Here is a 22,484-nt window from a genome sequence, read left to right as displayed (position 1 = left end):
ACCTGGCCGCCGCCCTGACCCGGCACGCCCATCCCTGCCGCGACGCCGGCCTCCTGCAAGGCGACGCGGGCACCGCCCTCGCCCTGACCACCGCAGCCCACGACGCTGCGCCGACCTCGGGATGGGACGCATGCCTACTGATCGACTGATCCAGCCCGTCCGCCTGGAAGCGACCCTGAACGCCGTGCTGGACGTCCTGGCCGGCACCGACACGGACACCGCCGCAGCCCGCGCCGGACTCGAGCTCACGGACCTGGACGCCGCCGTCGCCGTCTACCAGCAGGCCGGGCAACAGGCCCTCGCCCAACAGGCGGGGCCCCCGGCATGGCGTCAGCTGTACATCCAGTTCACCGACTGGGCCAAGGCCGAGCAGACCGCCGCCGACCACATCGTCCCCGTCCTGGACCTCGCCCAACAGGACGGTCTGATCACCGGGTGGTGGTTCATCCGTAAGCACCCGTGCTGGCGGATGCGGCTGCTCCCGGCCTTCGGGACGTCACTCCCCCTGACACTGACCGACATGCTCGACAAACTCACGGCCGCCGGACAAGTCCACCGCTGGTGGCCCGGCATCTACGAACCCGAAACCGCAGCATTCGGCGGCGACACCAGCATGACCATCGCCCACACCCTGTTCCACGCCGACAGCCACGCCATCCTCACCACAGCTCATGGCGAGCTGGGCCGCCGGGAGTTGTCACTGCTGCTGTGCGCCACCCTGATGCGCGCCGCCGGCCTGGAGTGGTACGAGCAAGGAGACGTCTGGCACCGCGTCACCCGGGAACGGCCCCTTCCCTCAGACGTACCGGCCGCCAAAATCCACGCCATGGCCGACAGCCTCCGACAGCTGCTCATCGCCGATACCAGCCCCTCTGGTCCCATGCTCCAGTCGGACCGCACCCTCAAGCCCGCCGCCGACTGGGTGAGCGCGTTTCGGCAGGCCGGAAGAGACCTCGCCACAGCCGCCCGGGACGGAGCCCTCGACCGCGGCCTGCGCGAGGTCATCTCCTACCACGTGATCTTCCACTGGAACCGGATCGGCCTGCCCGCCCGCACCCAGAGCGTTCTCGCTCACGCGGCACATACCGCGATCCTGCATCCCGCTGACCCCACGGAAAGGCCGATGCCGTGACCGCGCCGCCACAGTACCCACAGGCAAGGCTCCGTCGGCTCTCCAGGCGGTTCCCGCTGGTCAGCCGGTCCCACCTCGTCTACCCCAGCTTCGCCGCCCGGCTCGACGAAGTCCGCTCCTGCGGGGAGAAGTCGGCGCAGGACGGACCGCTCCGCGACCGGATCAACCTCGCATGCGCCACCTGGAACCTGTCCGCACTGATCGCCTCCGACAGCGGGCTGACCGACCTGGCGACAGACCTCTGCCTGCGTCAGCTCCGTCTCTTCCAAGCCGCATGGCCTGTCACCGGGGACACCGCCATCGCCAGCCTCCAGCCCATCGTCAACCTCGTACGGCTGACCGCCCGAACGGGCGACCCGCAGGCCGCCTTTCAGCAGCTCATGAGCGTGCACCGCGCCGCCCGTGACAGCGGCAACGCGACCGTCTACGGACAGGCCATCGACCTCACGGGCTTCACCACCGACGCCGGCTTGGACCACATCCAGCCCTGGCTACACGACCTCTTGCTCGACGACGGCACCCGGCTCCTGGTCGCCGCCGGCCAATGGCATGAGGCGGCAGAACACGCGACCGCCTACGACGAGCAGCCCGAGCGGCTGTACGGCAGCAGGCAAGCACGCATCGTGGCGAACCTGCATACGGACGCTCTGGACACGGCCAACTCCCTGATCGACAAGGCCACGATCACGGAGCCGTGGGAGGAAGCCGTCGCCCAGGTCCTCCGCCACTACGCCGACCACCTTGCGGGCCGCGCCACAGCAAGAGGGTTCGCCGCTACGGCACTCGCCGTGCGGGATGCGCTGGAGCCGGACCCGCCACACCTGCGCATGTTCCGGGTGCGGCTGGCCCTGGCCGCGATCGACCTGGCGCCAGAAGGCTGTGAAACCCTCGCGCGCCCCCTGTACGACGCGATCGTCAGCGACACCACACGGGCGCGGGACGCGTACGCAGCACGCGAAATCCTCCGCCACCCCGCTCCACCGGCTGACGGGTGGTCACGCCACGAGCTGGAGGCGATCGTCCTCGACGGCGGCCTCGGCCGGGGCGCCCTGCCGGAATCGGTGCTGTCCACGTTGATGCGGGCTGTCAGCACGGCTGGGGCGAGCCTCGCTCAGTGCCTCACTGAGGAGGGAGGTGTATCGCCGCATGCGAGAGGGCCAGGCGTCAGCTGATGCAACGACCGCCGATGCTCGGGGGGCGTGGGACGCGTGCCGCTCTCACCCGCCACGCAATCGCCGCCTTCGACCACACCTGGGTGCTACCGACCAGCAGGAGGCTGGGGCATCGGCTGCGCCGTCAGTCGCCTGTGTGGAGACGCAAGCCACCGACGCGCCTCCCCGTCATTCCGCCCCGCCAGCCCCTAACCTCGCGCGAATGGAGACCACCGTGACACCCGTCACCGATCCCGCCGTATGGCGCGACGAGCTCGTGAGCCGCCTCGTCGACAGCGGCCACCTGCGCACCCCGGAAGTCATCGCCGCGTTCCGGAGCACCGAGCGCCACCGGTTCCTCCCCAGTGTCGACCTTCAGAGCGCCTGCGTCGACGACGCCGTGGCGATCAAGCACGACGCGACGGGCACAATGCTTTCCTGCATCTCCGCCCCCTCCATCGTCGCCACCCAGCTCGAACAACTGGGCGCCCAGCCCGGCCACAAGATCCTCGAAGCCGGCGCCGGCACCGGTTACAACGCCCGGCTGCTGTCAGAACTCGTAGCTCTCGAAGGCCATGTGTGGACCGTGGATGTCGACCAGGACCTCGTCGACGGCGCGCGGAAGAACCTCGCTCAGGCCGGGACCGCAAACGTCACCGTCGCACTGGGCGACGGCGCCGGCGGTCTGCCCGAACATGCGCCCTTCGACCGCATCCAGTTCACGGTCGGCGCCGGGGACATCCCCGTGCGGATTCTCGACCAGCTCGCCCCCGGTGGACGCCTCGTCATCCCGATGCGGATTCGCGGCAGCATCTCCCGCAGCTTCGCGTTTGAACGCGACGGCCAGACCTGGAGGACGGTCTCAACCGAGATGATGACGTTCGTCCCTCTGCGCAAGGGCGTCTGCAATGACGTCCGAACCATGGTCGACATGGCAGGTGAGGGCGACGTGCGCTTGGAGACCTACAGCGAGCAGAACGTCGACCGCGAGGCGATCCGCACCGTCCTGGACCAGCCCCCAGCCGAGATCTACACCAACGTGAAGTTCCGCAAGGGCGACTCCTACGAGTGGCTCTACCTGTATCTGGCATACGTGCTGCCGAACGGCCTGTCCCGGATGCCGGGGTCCCGCTCCGGCCTCATCCCGAACTTCGGCTGGGGCTCGATGACCGCACTCGACAATGACTCCTTGGCCTACCTCACGAAGCAGGAAGGCGAGGACGAGCACGGCACGTTCTGGCAGATCGGCGTCATGGGCCACGGCCCGCGCGCCGCCGAACTAGCCGACCAGGTCGCCACCGAAATCAGCGAGTGGAACCAAAGCTGGGGCAACGGCTCACCCGAACCCAGCTTCCGCATGGCCGTTGGTGACGCCCGCAACCAACTGACAGCCTGCGAACCACGCTTCGTCATGGACAAGCCCTGCAGCCGCCTCGTCGTCGACTGGCCCCGCAGGAGTTGAGCCGACGATGCCACCACAGCAATGGAGAGAATTCAGTCCGGTTGACCAGCATCACCGAACATGCAGCGCAGCGGTATTTCCCGTTCTGGGTGTCAACACCCTTGTGCACCATGCATTTTTCACAGGCTTCTGACCTGAGATCATCGATTACTTCCCTGGTTTACCTGTAAAATCATCGAAGGCCGGAAACGGTCACCCGGGCGTCGCGGACATGACGCGAGACGACAAGTCTGCGCCCCCGGAGGACAACGTGCCTGCCCCGTTTCCCGCCTTAGCCGGCATGACGGCCCATCTCGGCCGCGCACGGACCAATGCGGTCACCAGCTGCGCGGGTGCGCCATCCTTCAGGCGCGCCGACGCGTCAAGTCCCGCAGCCACGCGGGGCATTGCCGCCGACCCGATTGGCAACGCGGGGCCCCTCGGACGCACTCGCCCAGCAGAAACCCAATTCCGTGAGCATCACTGTCTCCCTGGTTGTTGTGCTGGCCGTCATGGTGTGGCTGCTGATCCGCAAAGGCGGCCTCAAGGCCGGCCACGCAATAGCGGCCGTGCTCCTCGGCTTCTATCTCCACGACAGCTCGCTCGCTCCGTCCATCAGCCGCGTCGTGCAGAGTGCGGTCGAGACGATCAGCGAGATCCGTATATAGACCGGCCGCCGGGGCACCCCCGTGGGCCCGGGCCGTACGCCGCCTCCCCCGTCGGCTGCGGTCTGGCGCGCGTGCCCCGGCGGCCACTCCCACCCGAGTCCCGGCCTGCACGCTGCGGTCCCCGCGCCCGGTGCGGGTGCGCTGCTCGCTCGTTCCCTGCCGGCCATTTCCTCCTCCCTGTCAGGACCACGTTCCGCGAGGTCACCCATGTCTGATCAGTCATGCCCGCGACCCATCGGTCACCGACGTGGCCAGCGCCGGCGTGCGCGCGGCGCCGAGCCACTACGCACCGAGAAGGGGCTGCACCTGCGGCTGCGGCTTCTGGTGCTCGTGCCCGCCCTCTTCGTCGCGGCGATCTTGTGTATGGCGGCTGCCGTCGGCACGACGGCACGCGTCCATGTGGATGGCTGGATCATCGGGGCGGTGGCAGCAGCCGCCGGCCTGGCCGTGCTGGTCTCCGCGGACTGGATGGCAGTTCGCACGGCGGCTGAGCTGCACCGGCAGCGCAGCGAGTACAGCGATTCAGTGCATGGCTGGCTGCGGCACTTCCAGTCCAGTGTGGACGATGGACGCAAGAGCATCAGCGATGCTCTGGAGCAGATCGACCGGGGCGAGCGGCCTTTCCCTCCCGACTTCAGCGCGGCACAGGCGAACTCCGACGGCAACCCGTGGAACGAAGCTGAGGCCGCTCTGTTCCAGCTGCAGGCAGAAACGTGGCGGGCGGTGGTAAACGGGCGGCAGACGGAACTGACACAGGCGCTTGTCTATCTGGCCGGCGGCTTGACCCTGCTGCTCGTACGCGCGCTCGGCATCGTGACGGAGCTGACCAACCAGGTCCAGGACCCGGACTTGTTGTACCGCGTGTACGACGTCAATAACCTGCTCAAGCGCATGCGGCGGTCGGCAGGGCGACTGGCGGTTCTGGGTGGTGTGAAGGCGCGCACGCTGAACCAGCCGATCGGGCTGGTGGCTCTGCTGCGTGGCGCGTCGGGGGAAATCGAGAAGTACGCCCGGGTCCGCATGCACACCTCCACCCTGGATGTGCAGATACCGGGCTTCGCCGGTCCCGATCTGATTCACCTGCTGGCCGAGTTGGAGGAGAACGCCACTCTCTGCTCCCCGCCGGACAGCAAAGTCGTCGTGCGCGCGACGAGGGTCACCGCGGGTCTGGCCGTGGAGATCGAGGACCGGGGCATAGGCATGGCCCAGGGCGAACTCGATCGCTGCAACCGGATGTTGGCCGATCCCCAGGACACAGACCTGGCCGAGCAACTGGCCCAGCGCCAGACCGGCTTGCTCGTGGTGGCCAAACTCGCCCGCCGGTACGGCATCCAAGTGCGACTGCAGAAGAATCTCATGCACGGGATCACGGCACTCGTGGTGGTGCCGGACAAACTCCTGCTCTGGCAGAACGAGCCGGCGGCACCGTCACAGGCTCACGCATACGTTGCCGCCACACCGGTCCCGGCAGCGCAACTCACGAGGCTCCCCGGTCCTCGGCAGTCCGGCGGTCCTCGGCCCAGTCCTCCGGCCCCAGTCCCAGCGGGGACGGCGCCACTGCCTTACCGTGACGCGCGGCCTGCCCCTGGGCGGCGCCCCGTCGCCTCGACAGCGACCACGGCAGCGCCGCCGCTCGGCGCCACATCTGACACTCGCCCCCGGTTGCCGCAGCGAACACCACAGGCAACGGTCCATGAGCGCGCGGCCCCTGCCGAGCCAGAGGCCGCCCCCGTCCCGCTCGCGCCGCCGGATCCTGCCTTCGTCAGCAATTTCACCCAAGGCGTGCATCGCGCGGAACAAGCCGCGGCAGACAGCGAGGCGCGACCGCCAAAGGGGAGCGCGAGCTGACCCCCCGCGACGCGCCCCACACATCCTTCGTGCCTCGCTTCGCGCCTGAGTACCAGTCCGTACAGCGTACGGAGATTCGGAGATTTGGAATGACCACCGACTCGACGGCAGTCCAGCCGGATGTGGTTGTGGACGAGCTCCTCAACGACTTGGCCCAGCTGCCCGATGTGACGGGCGTCCTGCTCGGCACGCAGGACGGCCTGCGGCTGGCTCACGCGGGACCGAGCATGGACGGCAAACTGGCAGACCGCCTGGCCGCAGTCATCAACGGCCTGTACTCGATCGCCCACGGAGTCGACGACGGCGAGGGCCGTGTCGAACAGGTCCTCATCAGGAAGTCCAGCTTCCTGCTGTTCATCATGAGTGCCGGCAGCCCCCCGTCCGTAGTGGCGCGAAATGCGGGACGCGACCCGAAAAAGGTCGAAAGCGTGCTGGGTGTGCTGACCAACCCCCGCGCGGACGAAGGAGCCGTCGGTTTCGCGATGGTCGACCTGATCAAGCGGATGGGCGAGTTGCTTGCCACGGAGGCACGTGTGGGCGGGGCCCCTTCCGGTGACGGCCAGTGAGATGGCGGCCGCAAGCAGCCCGGCCTGGACCGTCGAGGACACCGAGGCCCCCAGCCTTTACGTCCTGACCGGCGGCCAGACCAAGCCCACGCACGACTTGCAGATCGAGACGCTGCTGTGGGCCGAGGGAGAACCGCCTGTCGGCCAGCCGCCGGAAGCCGAACAGGCCATGGCGTTGTGCCGGGAGCAGCCCCTGGCCGTCGCTGAGATCGGCGCCCTGATCGGGCTGCCCTTCCAGATCACCAGGATCCTCATGTCCCGGCTGATCGACATCGGTGCGCTGAGTGCCGTGACCGCCACGGGCTCCACTGACCTTCCCGACGTTGCTCTCCTAAAGGCCCTTCGCAATGGACTCCTCAAGCTCTGACCTCGGGCTGCCACGCCGGCTCGGCGGCGCGAATGCCACCTCCGTCAAGATCGTCGTCGCCGGCGGGTTCGGGGTCGGCAAGACCACGTTCGTGGGCGCCGTCTCCGAGATCACCCCGCTGCGTACCGAGGCCGTGATGACGGCCGCCTCCGAGGGCGTGGACGACCTCACGCTGCTGCTCGACAAGAAGGCGACCACCGTCGGCATGGACTTCGGCCGGATCACCTTCCCCCAGCTGAACACCGTGCTGATGCTGTTCGGCACCCCAGGGCAGACCCGGTTCTGGTTCATGTGGGACGAACTCACCCGAGGAGCCCTCGCAGCGGTTGTCCTCGTCGACACTCGCCGCCTCGACGAAAGCTTTCCCGCAGTCGACTACTTCGAGCGACGCGGCCTGCCCATCATCGTCGCCGTGAACGAGTTCGACGACGCCTGCCGCTACGACCCCGACGAAGTCTCAGCCGCTCTCGCCCTGCCGGCCACGGTTCCGGTCGTGCTGTGCGATGCCCGCAAGAGGGCGGACGCGGCCGGCGTACTGGCCCATCTCATCGACCACGCACTCACCCGCCCACATTCCCCTGCCACCGTCCTTCAAGGAGCACAGCTGTGAACACCCACGCTCCGTCCGACCTCCTGTCCACCGCCGGCCACGACATCGACTGGCAGAGCCACCTGCCCGAATTCTTCGACCCCACGGCTCCGCCCGTTGGCGCGTTCGACGCCTTCGCCCAACAGGTCGCCAACGCGGCCGGCACTCCGTACGCCATGCTCAACTGGGTCGGCAGCGAGCAGTTCTTCCTCGGTCTCGCCAACCCCTCCGGAGGCGAACTGCCCGTGGTGGGCCGCACCATGCCGCTGACGCACGGCTTTTGCCCGCACGTCGTCCAGCGCCGGGGCTCGCTGGTCCTGACCGATGTCCTCGACTTCGACGAGTTCGCCGGCAACCCGGTCGTCGACGAGATCGGGGTCCGCGTGTACGGGGGAGCCCCTCTCATCGACGAGCGCACGAACCGTGTCTGGGGCACGGTCTGCGTGGTCGGCACCGAGCCGCGAGACCGCTCGGAAGGTCGCCCGCTGTGGACGCTCATCGACCACTACCGCGACGTCTTCATGACCGAGTTCTACCGGCGTACCAGCTCGTAGCAACACCCGCGCGCCCGGCCGCACCAGCCGCGACCACCACCCCGAGGGGGAGACAACGATGCCCACGATGTCGTCCACGACTCCGGTCACGCCCGACTACGAAGCCCTGGTCCAGCAGTTCGACGAGTTCGCTGCTGCGGAAGTCACCCCCCGAGTCCAGCGCATGGAGTCCTCCCCTCACTCCGTGGAACGCGACCTGGCCCTGCTCATGGCCGAGCAGGGATGGTTCGGCGCCACGATCCCGCGCCAGTACGGCGGTATGCATGCGGGACATCTCGCCAAGACCCTCATGATCCAGAGCGTGGCGCGGGCATCGGGCGCGGCCGGCGCCATCCTGCAGGCGAGCCAGCTGCCCGTATCGATGATCATCCACTTCGGCAGCGACGAGCAGAAGGCCCTGCTGCTGCCCCAGATCTCCTCTGGGGACACACTGCTGTCGATCGCGGTGACCGAAGAGGAGACCGGCAGCCATGTGCTCGGCATGGAGACCACCGCCCGCCGCGACGGCAGCGACTGGATCATCGACGGCAGCAAGGTCCACATCGGCAACAGCCACATCGCCCACGTCCACTGCGTCGTGGCCCGCACCGCCTCCGCCGAGAAGGCCGGCTCCCGCGCCCTGACCGCCTTCCTCGTCGAACACGACCGCGACGGACTGACCGTCGAACCGCACCGGCCCGCCCTCGGCCTGCACGGCTTCAGCTTCGGCAAGCTCACGTTCGACGGCGTACGAATACCCGAAGCCAACGTGATCGGCGAAGTGGGCGACGGCAAAGACATCGCCTACAGCAGCAGCATCCTCTACGGCCGGCCCAACCTCGCTGCGGTATCCCTCGGTATCCACGAAGCGATCATGGAATGCGCCGCCAGCTTCCTTGAGGGACGCCGCCGCTACAACGGCACCCTCGCCGACCTTCCCGTCCTGCGTGACCGGATCGGTGCCATGAAGTCCCGGCTGATGGCCTGCCGCGAACTCGCCCACCAGGCCGTACACATGCTCGACCACGGCCAGAGCTGCGACGGCGAACTCATTAACTCCAAGTACCTCAACCACAAATGGGCCGTCGAATCCGGCCAGGACGCCATGGAACTGCACGGCGCCCACGCCCTGCGCACGGACTACCCCCTCCAGCGGCTGTGGCGGGACGTCCAGCACACCTACTCGCCCGCCGGAACCGGCGAGGTCCAGCGCCAACGCCTAGCCGAAACCGAGCTCGGCGACCCTCCCATCCAGTGGTCCGAACGACTCGCCGCCAAGACCTCGCTCTTCCTCCCCACCAGCACAGCCGCCTAACTTCCAGGCACCCGCGCCCTCAAACACCACAACCAGCTGCGGGGAACCCGGACGGCCTATCTGTCTCCGGAGCCTGCCGCCTGGTCCAAGCTCCACCCGTCGTGTGGAGCCTGCCGACAGCGCGGCTGGCCGTGGAACAGATCACGCGCCACGACCTTCCCACCCCATCTCCTACTCAACCGACACGGAGCACCTCCATGACGAGCACAACTCCCGCCGTACATACAGCCGACACGGATGTGTCCGCGCTGTTGGTCGAAGTGCGGCGGGAGCTGGACAGCATCGCGAACCGGGGCATCGTCTCCGCCCCACGTGCCGTCGCCGACACCCTCACCACACTGAAGGAGCTGGCCCCCACCCTGATCCCGCACGCCCGCACCCTCGCCGCAGCGCTCGGCGACAGGGAACGCTCCGAACTCCACGAGCTGATTGAGCGGACCGAGGCCCGCTCCAACTCCCGGCCGCGGGCGGACCTCGCGTACGAACACCTGCTGGTGCTGGTCAGCCAGCTGCAGGAGCTGCTGCGCTGGCTGGAGCGAGCGCACGGCATCTCATGTCGACGCACACTGGCAGCCGCCGCCAGGCGCCGCGGCAGCAAAGAACCTCACCCGGACCAACTGGGGTAACGGTCTGCACCTGGTGCCAATCGGCGCTTTCGTCCTGTGCAGCCGCACCAGGGCCCACCGCAACGTGTCGACTGGATCCTCGGCACCCCCGACTGGGCGTCGACCCTCCGGCGTGTCGAGGTCATCGACACCGAGGACGTCCGACGGGTGACCGACCACGCTCTCGTCATCGCCACCTTCGAGCTGCACGCCGTGCAACAGACGCTCAGCACCGCCGTGTAACCGGACCGACGTGGCGCGAAGACGCCGGCCGCGCTCCGAAGTCCAGGCTGGTTGCCCGTCTGACGCATCGGGGCGGCGAGACGACACGCCCTACCCGCTGAACGAGTCCCTTCCGATCCCTCTTCGACGACATCGAGGAACTGACCGACCGTGAATCAGCTCCAGACCTCACCCCCGCTGTTCCCGCACCAGCAGGAGGCCGTGGACGTCCTGACCAAAACCCTGATCGACTCCAGCCGGGTCACCGCAGTGATGGCATGCGGGACAGGCAAGACGCGGGTGGGCGCCGAAGTCGCGGGCCAGGTCGCCGAGATCGGTTCCCGGCGCCGCCTAGTGGTCGTCCCCACCCTGGAACTCGTCCGCCAGACGATGATGGAATGGGCACACCAGCTCGGCCGACACCGGCTGGGCCGCATCATCGCGGTCTGCTCAGACCGCGAGGTCCTCTCCGCCCACCGCACCGGACTGCAGGACGAACTCACCAGCACAGAGGCCCAAGTCGCCAACGACGCCGCCCAGCTGGCAGCCCTCGCCAAAGACCCCGGGCCGCTCACCATCGCCTGCACCTACGCCAGCCTTCACATCCTGGCCCAGGCCCAGGCCCACCACCGCATGGCGCCGCCGGACATCGCCGTGATCGACGAGGCCCACCGCACCGCGGGCGCCGCAACCAAAGCCTGGGCGGCCATCCACTACGACGACATCATCACGGCGCGCCGCCGCCTGTATCTCACCGCAACGCCCCGGATCCTCGACGGCGAGGGCGAGGACGTCATCAGCATGGCGGACGAGCGTCTTTACGGCCCGGTCGCCTACCGGCTGCCCTTCGCGACCGCCATCGACCTCGGCTTACTGGCCCGCTACCGCCTCGTGGTCCCCGTCGTCACCAACAGCGAGGCCCACCAGCTCCTCGGCCGGGACGACGCCTTCCTGCGCATCGGCAGGACCGCCGTGGCCGCCCCCATGCTCGCCAAGCAGCTCGCCGTGCTGCGCGCCGCCCACGAGCACGGCATCCGGCGCATGATCACCTATCACGGCAGCATCGCCGAGGCGAAGTGGTTCGCCACCCTCCTGCCCCACGCCCACGCTCTCCTGCCCCCCGATCAACGCCCCACCGCCCTGGCCGCCGAGCACGTCCACGGCAACCAGACCGTCGCCCAGCGGCGCAAGGCGCTGGACAGGCTCGCCGGGCAGGAAGACGGCCTGATCGTCGTCTCCAACGCACGCGTCCTGTCAGAAGGAGTCGACGTCCCCGCCGTGGACGCCGTCTGCTTCCTCAGCCCGCGCAGCACGATCGACACCATCCAGGGGACCGGCCGGGCCATGCGGCTCAGCGACCGCAGCCGACCCAAAACCGCGACCATCATGGTGCCGGTCTTCCTCCAGCAGGACCAGGATCCCGAAACCGCGCTGAGCTCCACCCCCTTCGGCCCGGTCTGGCAGACGGTGCGGGCCCTCGCTTCACACGACGAGACACTGCACCAAGAACTCGAAACCGCCCGCCGCTCCCTCGCCACCCCCACCGCTACCGGAAAGGTCCGGCTCGGCGCCGGCACCGAAGGTGAACTGCCCGACTGGCTCTCTTTCACCGGCATTCCCGTCCCTCCGGACTTCGCCGACGCCATCACCGTACGGACGGTTCGCGCAGCCACCACCGTCTGGCCCGAATACCTCCAGGCCGCCGAAACCTACCGGGCCGAGCACGGGGACCTCCGTGTCCACGAGGACTACCGCACCCCCACCGGACTGGGCCTGGGGCGCTGGATCGCATACCTGCGCAAACTCCACCGGCTGGGCAAACTCTCACCTTCCCAGATCGAGGAATGGGAAGCCCTCGGGATGACATGGTCAGTTCCCGATCAGAAACTGCAGAAACTGATCCACGAGCTAAGAGAATTCAAGAAGGAATACGGACACCTGGACGTCCCGAAGACCTACGTCGCCGAGAGCGGCGACCGCGCGTACCCGCTCGGCCAGACATATGCCAGCCTGCGTACCTCCTACAGATACGGACAGGTGCCGGATGCCAAGGTCGCGGCCCTCAACGCGGAGGGATTCATCTGGGACCGAGCCGAGTACGTCTGGAATCAATTCGTCTCAGACTGCCGCGAGTTCATGATCTGGCATGGCCACCTCGACATACCCCAAACCTACGTCCTGCGCGGTCGAAGCATCGGCCAGCAGGTTTCCGGATTCCGTACGCATCCGGACCGCCTAAGTCCCGAGCAACACCGAACACTCGACCGTATAGGCTTCGTCTGGGACTCGCTGCAATTTCGCTGGGACCTCCATATAAAGGTAGTTACCGACTTCAAGGCCGAACACGGGCACCTGAACATCCCAGGCAGCTATGTGATCGAAAAGCCCGTCCTTCTTCGCCCGCGCAGCTGGATGAACACATGCATCCAGAAATACCGGAAAGGAAAACTCAAACCGGAGCGACATCAGCAACTCGTGGCCCTCGGAATGAAATTCCCCGACTAGCAGGAGAGGCTGTGCCCAGTGAAGATCTCCGCCGCGGGCGCGCCAATGCCTGACCGGTCGGCCCGCCATGCTGATCAAGCCGCTCCGAGCTCGATCGCGCCCCAAACATGCCGTCATCCCACCCACCTCATCGGCCTCGTCCGTATCGGCCGTCGGTGTTTCGGCCACCGCCGTCATGTGGTGGACCCGCCTGAATCAACGGCCACGAGCGTGCGGACCGCGAGATTGGGCGGCTGGGGATACGACTCAAACACGTGTGTTCGAAGACGGGCGTCGCGTCGTTGTTCCGGTCATCATCAGCCATCCCCCCAAGTCGGTGCTGGAGGTTCCCAGTTGCCTGTCGTTCAGAATGCCCCGAATGAACTCCCGACGGCCGCATGGCCGTTTGCGTCTGCCTCCCGGTTTACCGACAGGGCGAGGGGAGGTGGCCGGTGAGCGCCGAGCCCGCCTCTCCGGCGCCTGATACGGCGGCGCCGCGCCGGTTGCCGCCTCCACCGCCTGCCGAGCTGCGCTACGGCGGCCGGCACGCCAAGAATCCCCTGACGGACGCATCGTTTGCGCAGATGTGCCGGCGGCTTCCGTCGGTGCTGGCGCAGACCGCACGGATGGCGTGGGCGATCGACCGACGGGCTGTGCTGCTACTGGTGGGTTGTCAGCTGGCCATCGGCATCAGTGCCGCCGTTCTACTCACCGCCACATCCCGTGCGATGCGCTGGATCCTGGCCGACGGCGAGGTGGCCGACCGGCTCCACCAGGCGCTGCCGGCCCTGCTGATCATCGCCTGCGCGTCGGCGGTGGGGCGGGTGGCGACCGCGCTGTCCTCATACGCGGACGGCCGGATCACCCCACGGTTGACGACCGAGTCCGACTGCGCCCTGGTGGCGGCGGTGTGCCGGATGGAGGCCGCCGCGCGGGCGGAGGACGGCTGCGCGGACCGGCAGGAGGCCGCGGAGATGGGGGTGGTCCGCAGCCACGTGATGGTGCAGGACGCCACCCGCTTCACCGCTGCCATCGTGCGTATGGTCAGCGCGAGCGGGGTGCTGTCGGTGCTGCACCCGCTGTTGCTGCCGCTGTCGCTGCTCGCCGTCGTCCCCGCCGGCGTGGGCGCCGTCCTGCACGCCCGCGTCAGCTACGAGACCCACTACGCCAACGTGGGCGACCGCAATGTTCGGCAGAACCTGCGCGGCTGGGCGACCAGCGTGAAGTTCACCGACGAGATCCGCGCCAACGGCATGACCTCGTACCTGGTGTTCTGGTACCGGTCGATCTCGGAGCGGATCGACGCACGCACCCTCGCCGCGGCGCCGAAGATGTTGCGGATCGTGCTGATCAGTTCGGCAATCGGCGGCATCTTCCTCATCGCGACTTGGGCGGGTCTCGCCTGGCTGGCGGCCAGCGGACGGATCGAGCCGTCGATCGCCGCGACCGCGGTCATCGCGGTGCAGACCGCGCTCGCCGCCCTCAGTCAACTCGTCATCTACGGCGCAGCCATGTTCCACACCTCCCTCTACCTCGCGGACATGGGCGGTTTCCTCGACTACGCCGCCGAACGCGCCCCCAGCCGAGGCGAGTTCACGCCGAGCCGGCCGGTGGAAGAGATCCGCCTCGACGAGGTCGCGTACCGGTATCCGGGCAAGGAGACTCCGGCCGTGGCGGGAGTGTCGCTGGCGGTCCGCAGCGGCGAAATCCTCGCCGTGGTCGGCGAGAACGGCTCCGGGAAGTCCACCCTTACCCGGCTGCTCGCCGCCATCTTCCTGGCCGACAAGGGCATGGTCTCCTGGAACGGCCACGACGTCGCCGACCTCGACCCCGACAGCCTGTGGGACCTGTCCGGGCTGGTGCCGCAGAACTTCGCGCAGTGGCCGCTGTCCGTCCGCGACAACGTCACCCTCGGCCAGCCCCGCGAGGCGGGCGACGACCTGGTGTGGCGGGCCCTGGAGGAGGTCGGGCTGCGGGACGCCGTCGAGGAACTCCCCGACGGCCTGGACACGCTGCTGGCCCGGGAGCTGTGGGGCGGAACGGAACTCTCCGGCGGGCAGTGGCAGCGCCTGGCATGCGCGCGGGCCCTGTATCGCAGGTCAAGCCTGCTGATCCTGGACGAGCCGACCAGCCAGATGGACGCCCGCGGCGAGCACGCCATCCTCGAAGAGATCAAGACCATCGCGGCAGGCCGGATCACGATCGTAGTGACCCACCAGCTGGTCAACACCAAGATCGCCGACCGGATCATCGTGATGGAACACGGCCGGATCGCCGAACACGGAACATACGACGAACTCGCCCACGGAGGCGGCCTGTTCGCCGAACTTCTGGCCCTGTCCACCGACCGCTGACCCAACTACGTCGCGCTGTAGGGTCCGCGATTCGATGCGCAATGTCGGCTGAGGACGCGCACTCGATGCGCAAATCCGGGTCTGGGTGCGCGATGGATCACAGGACCTGCGGTGGTGTCGAAGCCGATCCCGCCCTGAACCACGCTGGGGCGGAAGAGGTGCGCACTTCCGGCCGTCCGGACGAGTGCGCATCGAGCTCGGATTCCGGCGTCTCCGCAGGAACCCGTGCGCACGAAGTCGCGAATCCTACACGCGCCCTGGCCCCCGGGGCGCGACGACTCCACCACTTACCCGCCGTACCGATGGAGGATTCCGTGACCGCACCAGCCGTTACCACGACCACGGCGGCGCTGCTCGTCAGCGCGGACGGCCACTACCTGCTGCATCTGCGGGACGCCAACAAAGACATCAGCTGCGCCGGACAGTGGTCCCTGCCCGGAGGCCATCCCGAACCCGGCGAAAGCCTCGACGACACGATCGCCCGCGAACTGATGGAAGAGGCCGGCCTGCACATCCCCGACCTCGTCCCGCTCGCCGTCGTCGAGGACACCGACGCCGACGGCCGGACCACCAGCCGGGTCCAGGTGTACGCCGGGACGTGGGACGGCGACCCCGCCCTGCTGCCCCTCACCGAGGGGATCATGCTGCGCTTCACCGATGCCGAGCAGATCCCGTATCTGACCATGGACCCCGGCACCACGGCCGTCATCCGCCACCACCAGGAGGGCCCACGCCCAGACGGTGGTGCCACCGACGCGTTGCCGGTGCTGCGCCTACGCGATGCCGGCACGAAGACGGTGCCGAACGTTATCGGCGTCCATCTGTACCTGGAACGGGACGGCGAGATCCTGCTCGGGCTGCGGCATCCCGACTCCGTCTACGCGCCCCTGGAGCACCACTTCCTGGCCGGTCACTGCGAACGAGAATCCGCCATCGCCTGCCTGATCCGGGAGGCTTGCGAGGAGGCCGGGTTGGTGATCAAGGCTGAGGACGTCGAACTTGTGCACGTCGTCCACCTCGTCGACTCCCCCGGCGCACAGCCGCGCCTCCAGCTGGTCTTCCGGGCCCGAACGTGGCAGGGCGAACCCCAGGTCCTCGAGCCGGACAAGTGCGTCAGCTGGGGCTGGTGGCCCGCCGACGCTCTGCCAGAGCCGACCGTCACCTACACCCGGGCCGCCATCGACGGCATCCGGCGCGGCCGCCTCTACACCGAACTCGGCTGGACCTGACCCTTGTGCCTTTCCCCTCGCCTTCTTTAGGAGATCGCCACCATGCCCAAACCCGCCCCACCCGTTTCCCCCACCACCCCAGCCGTGGACGACGCCGACGCGGCGAGAGCCCGTGCGGCCATGGTCGCCCACCTCCACGAGGCCGGGCATCTGCCCCCGGGCCCGGTGTCCGAGGCACTTCTGGCGCTGCCCCGCCAGGTACTGATGCCGCAGGCGTACGTACGACGCAGCGCACCGGACGAAACCCCACCACGCTGGGATCTGCTGGACTGGTCGGCGCCCGAGGACCGGGACGAACTGTTGCACGTGCTCTACAGCGGGGACAGCGTCGCCATCCAGCATGACCGTGAACCGCTCCTGGGCCGGGCGCGTGGCACGCGCTCGGGCGGGGCGATGACGTCCATGTCGAGCGTGACGGGGATGACCGCCGGGCTCCTGCAGGAACTGGATCTGGAGCCTAGGCAGCAGGTGCTGGATGTCGGCACGGGCGCCGCCGTGACCGCTGCGGTGGCCTGCTTCCTCAGCGGCGACGCCGGGGTCGTCACCATCGACCGCGACGAACACGTCACCTCGGCCGCCGCCACCCACCTCGCCGACCTCGGCTACCGGCCCACCGTGGTGACGGGAGATGGCAAGACGGGCTGGCCCGACCGGGCGCCGTATGACCGGGTGTTCGTCTCGTTCGCCGTGCCTCGTGTGCCGTCGGCGCTGGTGGAACAGCTCGCGCCGCAGGGGTTATCGCTGGCGACTGTCGGCACCAGCTCGCCGTCGTGGCCGGGATTGGCTGTGATCACGAAAACCGCTCAGGGACGCATCGAGGGAGAGCTGCGGGCGGTCGAGTTCGGGCACCGCGCCGGGTGGGGCTGGGACCGTCTCTTCCTGTCCGCCGCGTTCCGCGAGGAGATGGCCACTGCCGAAGGTGTGACCGTACGCGGGCACCGCCTGCCACCACCCCGAGAGGCGCGTGGATTCTGGCTGGCCCTCGATCACCTTCGGCCTGGACTGGTCTGTAACTTCGGCGCCGAGCACCTTCAGATCGGCGCTCCGGAGTGCGGCTCCTGGGTGCGCGTGAGCCCGGATGGTGACGGCACGTGCTCAGTCACAGAGTTCGGGCCTCGCGGCATCTGGCACGAGATCGAAGAGATCGCGGCCCAGTGGCAGGCGGCCGGCGAACCCGACGCGTACCGGATCGAATTCTCTGCGGACGGAAAGCAGTGGGCGGTCGCCGGATCCGGCCGTAACGAGCTGTGCTGGACGCTCCGCGACGAACGCCCGGTGAAAGGGGACCCGCAGTGAACACACCCGCCGATCACCCACCCACTCCGGCTCCGGATGGCGAGGATCTGCTGTTCGGCGCGGCGGCCGACGAGTACGCCCGCTTCCGGCCGGGTGTACCCGAGCAGGTTGCGTGGCTACTGGCCGACGCCGTGAAGGGCGTACCGGACGTGACGCTGCTCGACCTCGGAGCAGGCACCGGGCAAGTTGCCGCAGCTCTCCTCCCAGCGCTTCCCTGTATTACTCACGTGGATCTGGTCGACCCCAGCCGGGCCCAACTCCGTGAAGCCGTCGTCACCCTCCACCCTCTGTTGGGGAACCGCGCTCTGTCCTGCCACGAAGTCCCGGCCGACCAGTTCAACCCTCAACGGCCTCACTACGGGGCTGCCTTGATCACCTGCTGCCGGGCCTTCCACTGGATGAACCGCCCCGCCGTACTGGCGATGGCCACCCGGGTCGCAGCCCCGCACGCGACGCTCGCACTCATGGGTGACGGCAGCCTGTGGACCCACGAAGCCGACTGGACAGGCGCGTTGAAGGGCTTGATCCAGTCCTATCTCGGGCTTGGCCGCCGTGTCGGCAGCTGCGGCACCTACAACCAGCCAAGCCGCCGTTACGAGGACGACCTCGCCGACTCCGCCTTCAGCGACGTCAGCCAGCACCTCTTCCGCTTCCCCCGGGTCTGGACGCCGCAGCAAGTGATCGGCTATCTGCGCACCACCTCGTTCGCCCGAGCCGACCTGTTCGCCGAGCGGCACGCCGAGTTCGAAGCGGAGGCGCTGCACCTGCTCGAAGGACACGCCGATGAGAACGGACGGTTGACCGAGCAGGTCGAATTCACGGTGCTGCTGGCCCGCCGCCCGGGAGGAACCGCGTGAGCGGGCAGGCCGCCGCTGGGCGGTTCACACTTCCGGTCGACGTACACCTGATCCTGCTGCGCGACAGCCCCAAGGGCCAGCAGGTGCTGCTGACCCGGCGGGCCGGACCCGTGTATGCGGCCGGGATGTGACATCTGCCCTCTGTTCACTAGGCAAGCCACCTGTCGCGTATCAGCTTGTCGAGTTTCGCGCATGGAGCGTATCCCTCCAGGGTGGTCGAGGGCATCACCGGCACGTCGTGCTCGGTGAACGCCCGCCACAGCTGGGGACGGCGGAGCCAGCCGAGGTAGCGGGCCGGTATCCCGGCCGCTACAGCAGCGGTGACAGGGCGTGGAACTGGGCTCCTGAGGGCGCGACGCTCAACTCGATACCCGGGATCGGCGCCAGGCTCTGGACCAGGTGCTCGGTGCCCTTCTCGGCGGTCGGCCGTCCCGCCTAACAGGGGCAACTGTCCGGGTGTGGCATTTTAAGCCCTCTACACGACGTGCATGAGATCACGGACTCCTGGATGGTCCTCGTACGGTTGCAGTGCGGCGGCCACCTCTCGGAGCCTGGACAGCGCACGGGCCGATTCGACGCCATCGGTGAGGTGGGCCGCCTGCAGGGCCAGTGCGGTGCAGGCGTCGACGTCGCCCGAGACGCGATAGGTATCGGCCAGGTCAAGTGACGCGAGCATGTAGTCGCGGGGGTAGGCAGGGCCGGTCATGGCCAAGCGCTGCTTGAGGTAGGGCGTTGCGTCCTCTGGCTTGCGCGCGGCGAGCCAGGCGCGGCCGGTCGCTGCATCGAGCGCGTGTGGAGTGAGCCACTGTGACCACCAGGGCCCATCTGTGCCGGCGTCCTGGAGGAGCTCGTGGCCCCGGTCGCGTGCGCTGCTGAGCGCGTCGGTGTCGCCGCGGCGTCCTGCGGCGAAGATTTCCCGGTCGGCAATGACCGCGCGCACGCGGGGTGGGAGATCGCCGTGGGAGGCGACGTCGAGGAGTGTCTTGGCTTCCTGGTGCTGCCCGATCCAGGATGCCTGGTAGGCAGCCGAGGCCAGGAGGTTGTGTGCCGCGAAGCGGGCGGGGCCGGCCGGTCCGACCTCGCGGGCCAGGCGTAGTCCGGTCTGGTAGACGCGTTGCGCCTGCGCGTGGCGGTCCGCGTCGAACAGCATCCACCCGTACTGCTCACAGACCTCGATGAAGGCTGTGTGCAGGCGGTCGGCCTCGGCATTGCGGTAACGGGCGTTGATGACGACGCGGGCGACGCTCTGCCACAGTCCGTGCGCCCAGTCGAGATTGCTGGAGCTGCCTTCGGTGTCGTCCAGGTCGCGTAGCTCTTGGACGCCGTTTTCGATGCTGGCGACCAAGCGGAGGGAGAGGCGGTCGCCGCCTTGTGCGGCTCTCAGAGCCCCGCCGGACATGAGGAGTGCCAGGCCGGGCGCTGTGACAGCGGCACCGCTGAGGAGGGTACGGCGGTCCATGGAGTTGGGGTCTCCCTTGCTGATCTCGTGGAGCAGGTCGGGCAAGGCGGCGTCGCCGGGGGTGTCCAGGTATGGGCGGACAGGTTTGTGCTGGCGGCGTCGTGGCCCGTCCCAGCCCAGTTCCTGGGCTGTTACGCGGCGTCTGGCTCGGAAGCTGAGGACGGCGAGTGCGTCCGCCTGATTGGCCTTGTCGGGGCGGACTGGCACCGGCCGGATCCACGGGTATGCGCTCTTGAGGTGCAGCGGCGATAACCCGCGACGGGCACGCAGTTCGTTGATTCGCGCGGCGAGTTGTTCGGGTTTCATCCCGAGCTGCGCCAGGAGGACGGCAAGCGGTGCTGCACCTACCGGCTGTGGCTCCACCACGGCACTCCTTCCGGGCGCACAACGCGTCTGTCGACGCTAGCGCGAGGCGCTCCGGAGTGGCACCTGGCGCGGGTGAAACCTGGTGTATGTACACCGAGTTGCGTGCGTACACCCCGTCCACCCCCTAAACCGCGCGGACGACTACTCCCCGGGCCCCGTTTGCGGTTCTCTGTCGTGCACCGAACGAGGAGCAAGGGGGAGGAAAGTGGATCAACCTACCGATTCTCTGTAGTGTCGCGGACTCGACACCACGGGTACGGGCTGGACGCTCAGCGTCTGGAACGGCCGAGCCCCCGCGCCATCATCGGCGAGTGGCTGTTTAAGGATCGGCCGCCGACCGGGGGCTGCCCGGCTGGACTTGGCAGCCCGATCCCGTCCCTGTCCGGACGGTGGCGGATCTCCTGATCGCCCGGACCCCGATGTACCGGATCCGAGCCGGAGTCGCCACCAGCGGGTGGGGCGACCGCTTAGCGGACTGGATCCGCTGCCTGGAGCCCCATGCCATACCGGCGCCGGCGCTCACTCCATGAGCCTGCCCACGCCCCCTTGTCCTGCACCGCCGAACTGGCCGGGTCAGCGGCATCGCTGTGCCCTGCGCTTCACACCGGGAGGAAACGAAATGACCGCCACCGACGAGGCCGTGGCCTCTTCGCACCTGGCGCAGTCCCTGGCCCCGCCGACGGGCAGTTCCCCTCCCAGCCCTGGGCGGAGGTTCACCGCCACGGGCGGGGGGATGGCGCTCGACGACCGATGGCACGCCCAGAGTGCTCGTACGGATGCGCGGGCTGCTACCAGAGGTGACGTGGTCGGACCGTGCGCGAGCGGCCAGACCCGTTACCCGCGCTACTTCAGTCGCGCTGCCGGGCCTTACCTGTGGGATCTGGACGGGAGGCGGTACGTCGACTTCACCCTCGGGTACGGGCCCGTCGTCCTCGGGCACGCCGATGAACGGGTGACCGAGGCGGTGCTCGCTGAACTGCGCAACGGCAACTGCATCGCTCCGCTGTGGAGCCGTCGCCAGAGCGAGCTCACCGACCTGCTGACCTCGGTGGTGCCCGGCGCGGAGATGGCATACCTGCTCAAGACCGGGTCCGACGCGACGAGTACGGCGGTACGGCTATCCCGGATCTTCACCGGACGCGACAAGGTGATCCGCTGGGGCTACAACGGCTGGCACGACTGGGCGGCAGGTATCCCGGCGGGCATTTCGGAAGGGACCCGCGCCGACACGCTGCTGTTCGAGTACAGCGATCTCAGTACGCTGCGCGAGGCGTTCGCCCGTCATCCCGGGCAGGTGGCGTGCGTGCTGATGATGCCGTTCGGCGACGAGACGGCTCCCGAGGGCCACCTGCAGAAGATCCGTGACATCGCGCACGAGCACGGGGCGCTGTTCGTCCTCGACGAGATGCGTTCGGGGTTCCGGCTGGGCCTGTCCGGTGCTCAGGGACTCCTGGGCGTCCAGGCGGATGTCAGCACGTTCAGCAAGGCCATGGCGAACGGGCATCCGATCTCCGCCGTCGTCGGGCGGGCCGACGTGCTGTCGACCTTGGCCCGCACCCGGATCTCGTCGACGTTCTACGCAGACCCCGCACCGATGGCCGCGGCACTGGCCACGATCCGGATCCTGCGTGACACCGACGCGTTCGAGCGGATGTGGAAGGTCGGCTCCGCCTTCCAGGACGGCCTGTCGGCGCTCGTCGACCAGCATCGTGTGCCAGCCCGGGTGGTCGGGTACCCGCCGATGCCGTTTCTTCAGTTCACCCACGCCGATCCGGTCATGCGCGAGCGGATGAGCACGGCCTTCGCCGCCGAGGCGGCGCAGCACGGGGTTCTGCTGCATCCGAGCCACCAGTGGTTCCTGTCCGCCGCACACACCGGCGAGGACATCGAGTTCGCACTGCACGGCTGCAACCAGGCGCTGTCCGCGCTCGAACCGGTGCTCGCAACGCAAGCCGCCTGATCAACGCCGAAGCGCCTCCCTTCGTCCCGGCGCGAGCGTGCC

Annotated in this window: 20 protein-coding genes and 2 pseudogenes; 20 read left to right on the top strand and 2 right to left on the bottom strand. The window is 68.4% G+C overall.

Annotation, left to right across the window (positions count from 1 at the left end; translation table 11 throughout):
* From O3Q52_RS06505 to O3Q52_RS06415, 19 genes and pseudogenes are all read left to right on the top strand, one after another.
* A pseudogene (locus tag O3Q52_RS06505) lies at positions 1–149 on the top strand (lanthionine synthetase); the annotation flags it as partial.
* Complete coding sequence (locus tag O3Q52_RS06500; protein ID WP_269647827.1) at positions 131–1,132, top strand: thiopeptide-type bacteriocin biosynthesis protein; 1,002 nt, start codon at positions 131–133, stop codon at positions 1,130–1,132. The pseudogene O3Q52_RS06505 and the gene O3Q52_RS06500, both read left to right, overlap by 19 nt.
* A complete protein-coding gene (locus O3Q52_RS06495; protein WP_269647826.1) occupies positions 1,129–2,304 on the top strand; it encodes a hypothetical protein in 1,176 nt (391 codons plus the stop codon). Before O3Q52_RS06500 ends, O3Q52_RS06495 begins: the two co-directional genes overlap by 4 nt.
* Positions 2,305–2,506: 202 nt before the next feature.
* Positions 2,507–3,745 (top strand): methyltransferase, FxLD system, encoded by a 1,239-nt coding sequence (gene fxlM / locus O3Q52_RS06490; RefSeq protein ID WP_269647825.1) that lies wholly within the window; start codon positions 2,507–2,509, stop codon positions 3,743–3,745.
* 452 nt (positions 3,746–4,197) lie between these two features.
* Positions 4,198–4,392, top strand: a complete 195-nt coding sequence (locus O3Q52_RS06485) for a hypothetical protein (RefSeq protein ID WP_119582648.1) — start codon at positions 4,198–4,200, stop codon at positions 4,390–4,392.
* Between the two features lie 207 nt (positions 4,393–4,599).
* A complete protein-coding gene (locus O3Q52_RS06480; protein ID WP_269647824.1) occupies positions 4,600–6,240 on the top strand; it encodes an ATP-binding protein in 1,641 nt (546 codons plus the stop codon).
* An 89-nt stretch (positions 6,241–6,329) separates the two neighbouring features.
* Positions 6,330–6,806 (top strand): roadblock/LC7 domain-containing protein, encoded by a 477-nt coding sequence (locus O3Q52_RS06475; protein ID WP_269647823.1) that lies wholly within the window; start codon positions 6,330–6,332, stop codon positions 6,804–6,806.
* Between the two features lies 1 nt (position 6,807).
* Positions 6,808–7,173 carry a DUF742 domain-containing protein gene (locus O3Q52_RS06470; protein ID WP_119582651.1) on the top strand — a complete coding sequence of 122 codons (366 nt, stop codon included), beginning with the start codon at positions 6,808–6,810 and terminating at the stop codon, positions 7,171–7,173.
* On the top strand, positions 7,154–7,783 hold the full coding sequence (locus O3Q52_RS06465; protein ID WP_119582652.1) for an ATP/GTP-binding protein: 630 nt from the start codon (positions 7,154–7,156) through the stop codon (positions 7,781–7,783). Before O3Q52_RS06470 ends, O3Q52_RS06465 begins: the two co-directional genes overlap by 20 nt.
* A 44-nt stretch (positions 7,784–7,827) precedes the next feature.
* Positions 7,828–8,316 (top strand): GAF domain-containing protein, encoded by a 489-nt coding sequence (locus O3Q52_RS06460; protein ID WP_269647828.1) that lies wholly within the window; start codon positions 7,828–7,830, stop codon positions 8,314–8,316.
* A gap of 58 nt (positions 8,317–8,374) precedes the next feature.
* Positions 8,375–9,610: an acyl-CoA dehydrogenase family protein gene (locus O3Q52_RS06455; protein WP_269647822.1), complete on the top strand. Its 1,236-nt coding sequence runs from the start codon at positions 8,375–8,377 to the stop codon at positions 9,608–9,610.
* Positions 9,611–9,807: 197 nt separating this feature from the next.
* Positions 9,808–10,236, top strand: coding sequence for a hypothetical protein (locus O3Q52_RS06450; RefSeq protein ID WP_269647821.1), 429 nt, complete (start codon positions 9,808–9,810; stop codon positions 10,234–10,236).
* Between the two features lie 36 nt (positions 10,237–10,272).
* Positions 10,273–10,458 (top strand): hypothetical protein, encoded by a 186-nt coding sequence (locus tag O3Q52_RS06445; protein WP_269647820.1) that lies wholly within the window; start codon positions 10,273–10,275, stop codon positions 10,456–10,458.
* A gap of 150 nt (positions 10,459–10,608) precedes the next feature.
* Positions 10,609–12,942: a DEAD/DEAH box helicase gene (locus O3Q52_RS06440; RefSeq protein WP_269647819.1), complete on the top strand. Its 2,334-nt coding sequence runs from the start codon at positions 10,609–10,611 to the stop codon at positions 12,940–12,942.
* A 431-nt stretch (positions 12,943–13,373) separates the two neighbouring features.
* A complete protein-coding gene (locus O3Q52_RS06435; protein ID WP_269647818.1) occupies positions 13,374–15,275 on the top strand; it encodes an ABC transporter ATP-binding protein in 1,902 nt (633 codons plus the stop codon).
* Between the two features lie 314 nt (positions 15,276–15,589).
* Complete coding sequence (locus O3Q52_RS06430) at positions 15,590–16,504, top strand: NUDIX hydrolase (RefSeq protein ID WP_269647817.1); 915 nt, start codon at positions 15,590–15,592, stop codon at positions 16,502–16,504.
* A 42-nt stretch (positions 16,505–16,546) separates the two neighbouring features.
* On the top strand, positions 16,547–17,800 hold the full coding sequence (locus tag O3Q52_RS06425; RefSeq protein ID WP_269647816.1) for a protein-L-isoaspartate O-methyltransferase: 1,254 nt from the start codon (positions 16,547–16,549) through the stop codon (positions 17,798–17,800).
* Complete coding sequence (locus tag O3Q52_RS06420; protein ID WP_269647815.1) at positions 17,797–18,657, top strand: class I SAM-dependent methyltransferase; 861 nt, start codon at positions 17,797–17,799, stop codon at positions 18,655–18,657. Before O3Q52_RS06425 ends, O3Q52_RS06420 begins: the two co-directional genes overlap by 4 nt.
* Positions 18,654–18,788, top strand: a complete 135-nt coding sequence (locus O3Q52_RS06415; RefSeq protein ID WP_269647814.1) for a hypothetical protein — start codon at positions 18,654–18,656, stop codon at positions 18,786–18,788. The genes O3Q52_RS06420 and O3Q52_RS06415 overlap by 4 nt, the downstream gene beginning before the upstream one ends.
* 74 nt (positions 18,789–18,862) lie before the next feature.
* Here O3Q52_RS06415 and O3Q52_RS06410 read toward each other — a convergent pair.
* Positions 18,863–19,092 (bottom strand): annotated as a pseudogene (locus O3Q52_RS06410) (glycosyltransferase); the annotation flags it as partial.
* 40 nt (positions 19,093–19,132) lie between these two features.
* Positions 19,133–20,479: an XRE family transcriptional regulator gene (locus O3Q52_RS06405; protein WP_269647813.1), complete on the bottom strand. Its 1,347-nt coding sequence runs from the start codon at positions 20,477–20,479 to the stop codon at positions 19,133–19,135.
* A 622-nt stretch (positions 20,480–21,101) separates the two neighbouring features.
* Here O3Q52_RS06405 and O3Q52_RS06400 point away from each other — a divergent pair.
* Positions 21,102–22,442, top strand: coding sequence for an aspartate aminotransferase family protein (locus tag O3Q52_RS06400; RefSeq protein ID WP_269647812.1), 1,341 nt, complete (start codon positions 21,102–21,104; stop codon positions 22,440–22,442).
* Positions 22,443–22,484 lie beyond the last annotated feature (42 nt).

It is taken from the genome of Streptomyces sp. ActVer (genome assembly GCF_027270795.1).
Taxonomy (GTDB): Bacteria; Actinomycetota; Actinomycetes; order Streptomycetales; family Streptomycetaceae; genus Streptomyces; species Streptomyces umbrinus_A.
The sequence above is the reverse complement of the archived record's forward strand: the minus strand, read 5'-3'. Positions and strand labels throughout refer to the sequence as shown.

Excerpts from the sequence above, each read along its gene's own strand:
- O3Q52_RS06500 (WP_269647827.1), top strand. The coding sequence starts at position 131 with ATGCCTACTGATCGACTGATCCAGCCCGTCCGCCTGGAAGCGACCCTG.
- fxlM (WP_269647825.1), top strand. The coding sequence starts at position 2,507 with ATGGAGACCACCGTGACACCCGTCACCGATCCCGCCGTATGGCGCGAC.
- O3Q52_RS06480 (WP_269647824.1), top strand. The coding sequence starts at position 4,600 with ATGTCTGATCAGTCATGCCCGCGACCCATCGGTCACCGACGTGGCCAG.
- O3Q52_RS06475 (WP_269647823.1), top strand. The coding sequence starts at position 6,330 with ATGACCACCGACTCGACGGCAGTCCAGCCGGATGTGGTTGTGGACGAG.
- O3Q52_RS06470 (WP_119582651.1), top strand. The coding sequence starts at position 6,808 with ATGGCGGCCGCAAGCAGCCCGGCCTGGACCGTCGAGGACACCGAGGCC.
- O3Q52_RS06465 (WP_119582652.1), top strand. The coding sequence starts at position 7,154 with ATGGACTCCTCAAGCTCTGACCTCGGGCTGCCACGCCGGCTCGGCGGC.
- O3Q52_RS06455 (WP_269647822.1), top strand. The coding sequence starts at position 8,375 with ATGCCCACGATGTCGTCCACGACTCCGGTCACGCCCGACTACGAAGCC.
- O3Q52_RS06450 (WP_269647821.1), top strand. The coding sequence starts at position 9,808 with ATGACGAGCACAACTCCCGCCGTACATACAGCCGACACGGATGTGTCC.
- O3Q52_RS06425 (WP_269647816.1), top strand. The coding sequence starts at position 16,547 with ATGCCCAAACCCGCCCCACCCGTTTCCCCCACCACCCCAGCCGTGGAC.
- O3Q52_RS06400 (WP_269647812.1), top strand. The coding sequence starts at position 21,102 with ATGACCGCCACCGACGAGGCCGTGGCCTCTTCGCACCTGGCGCAGTCC.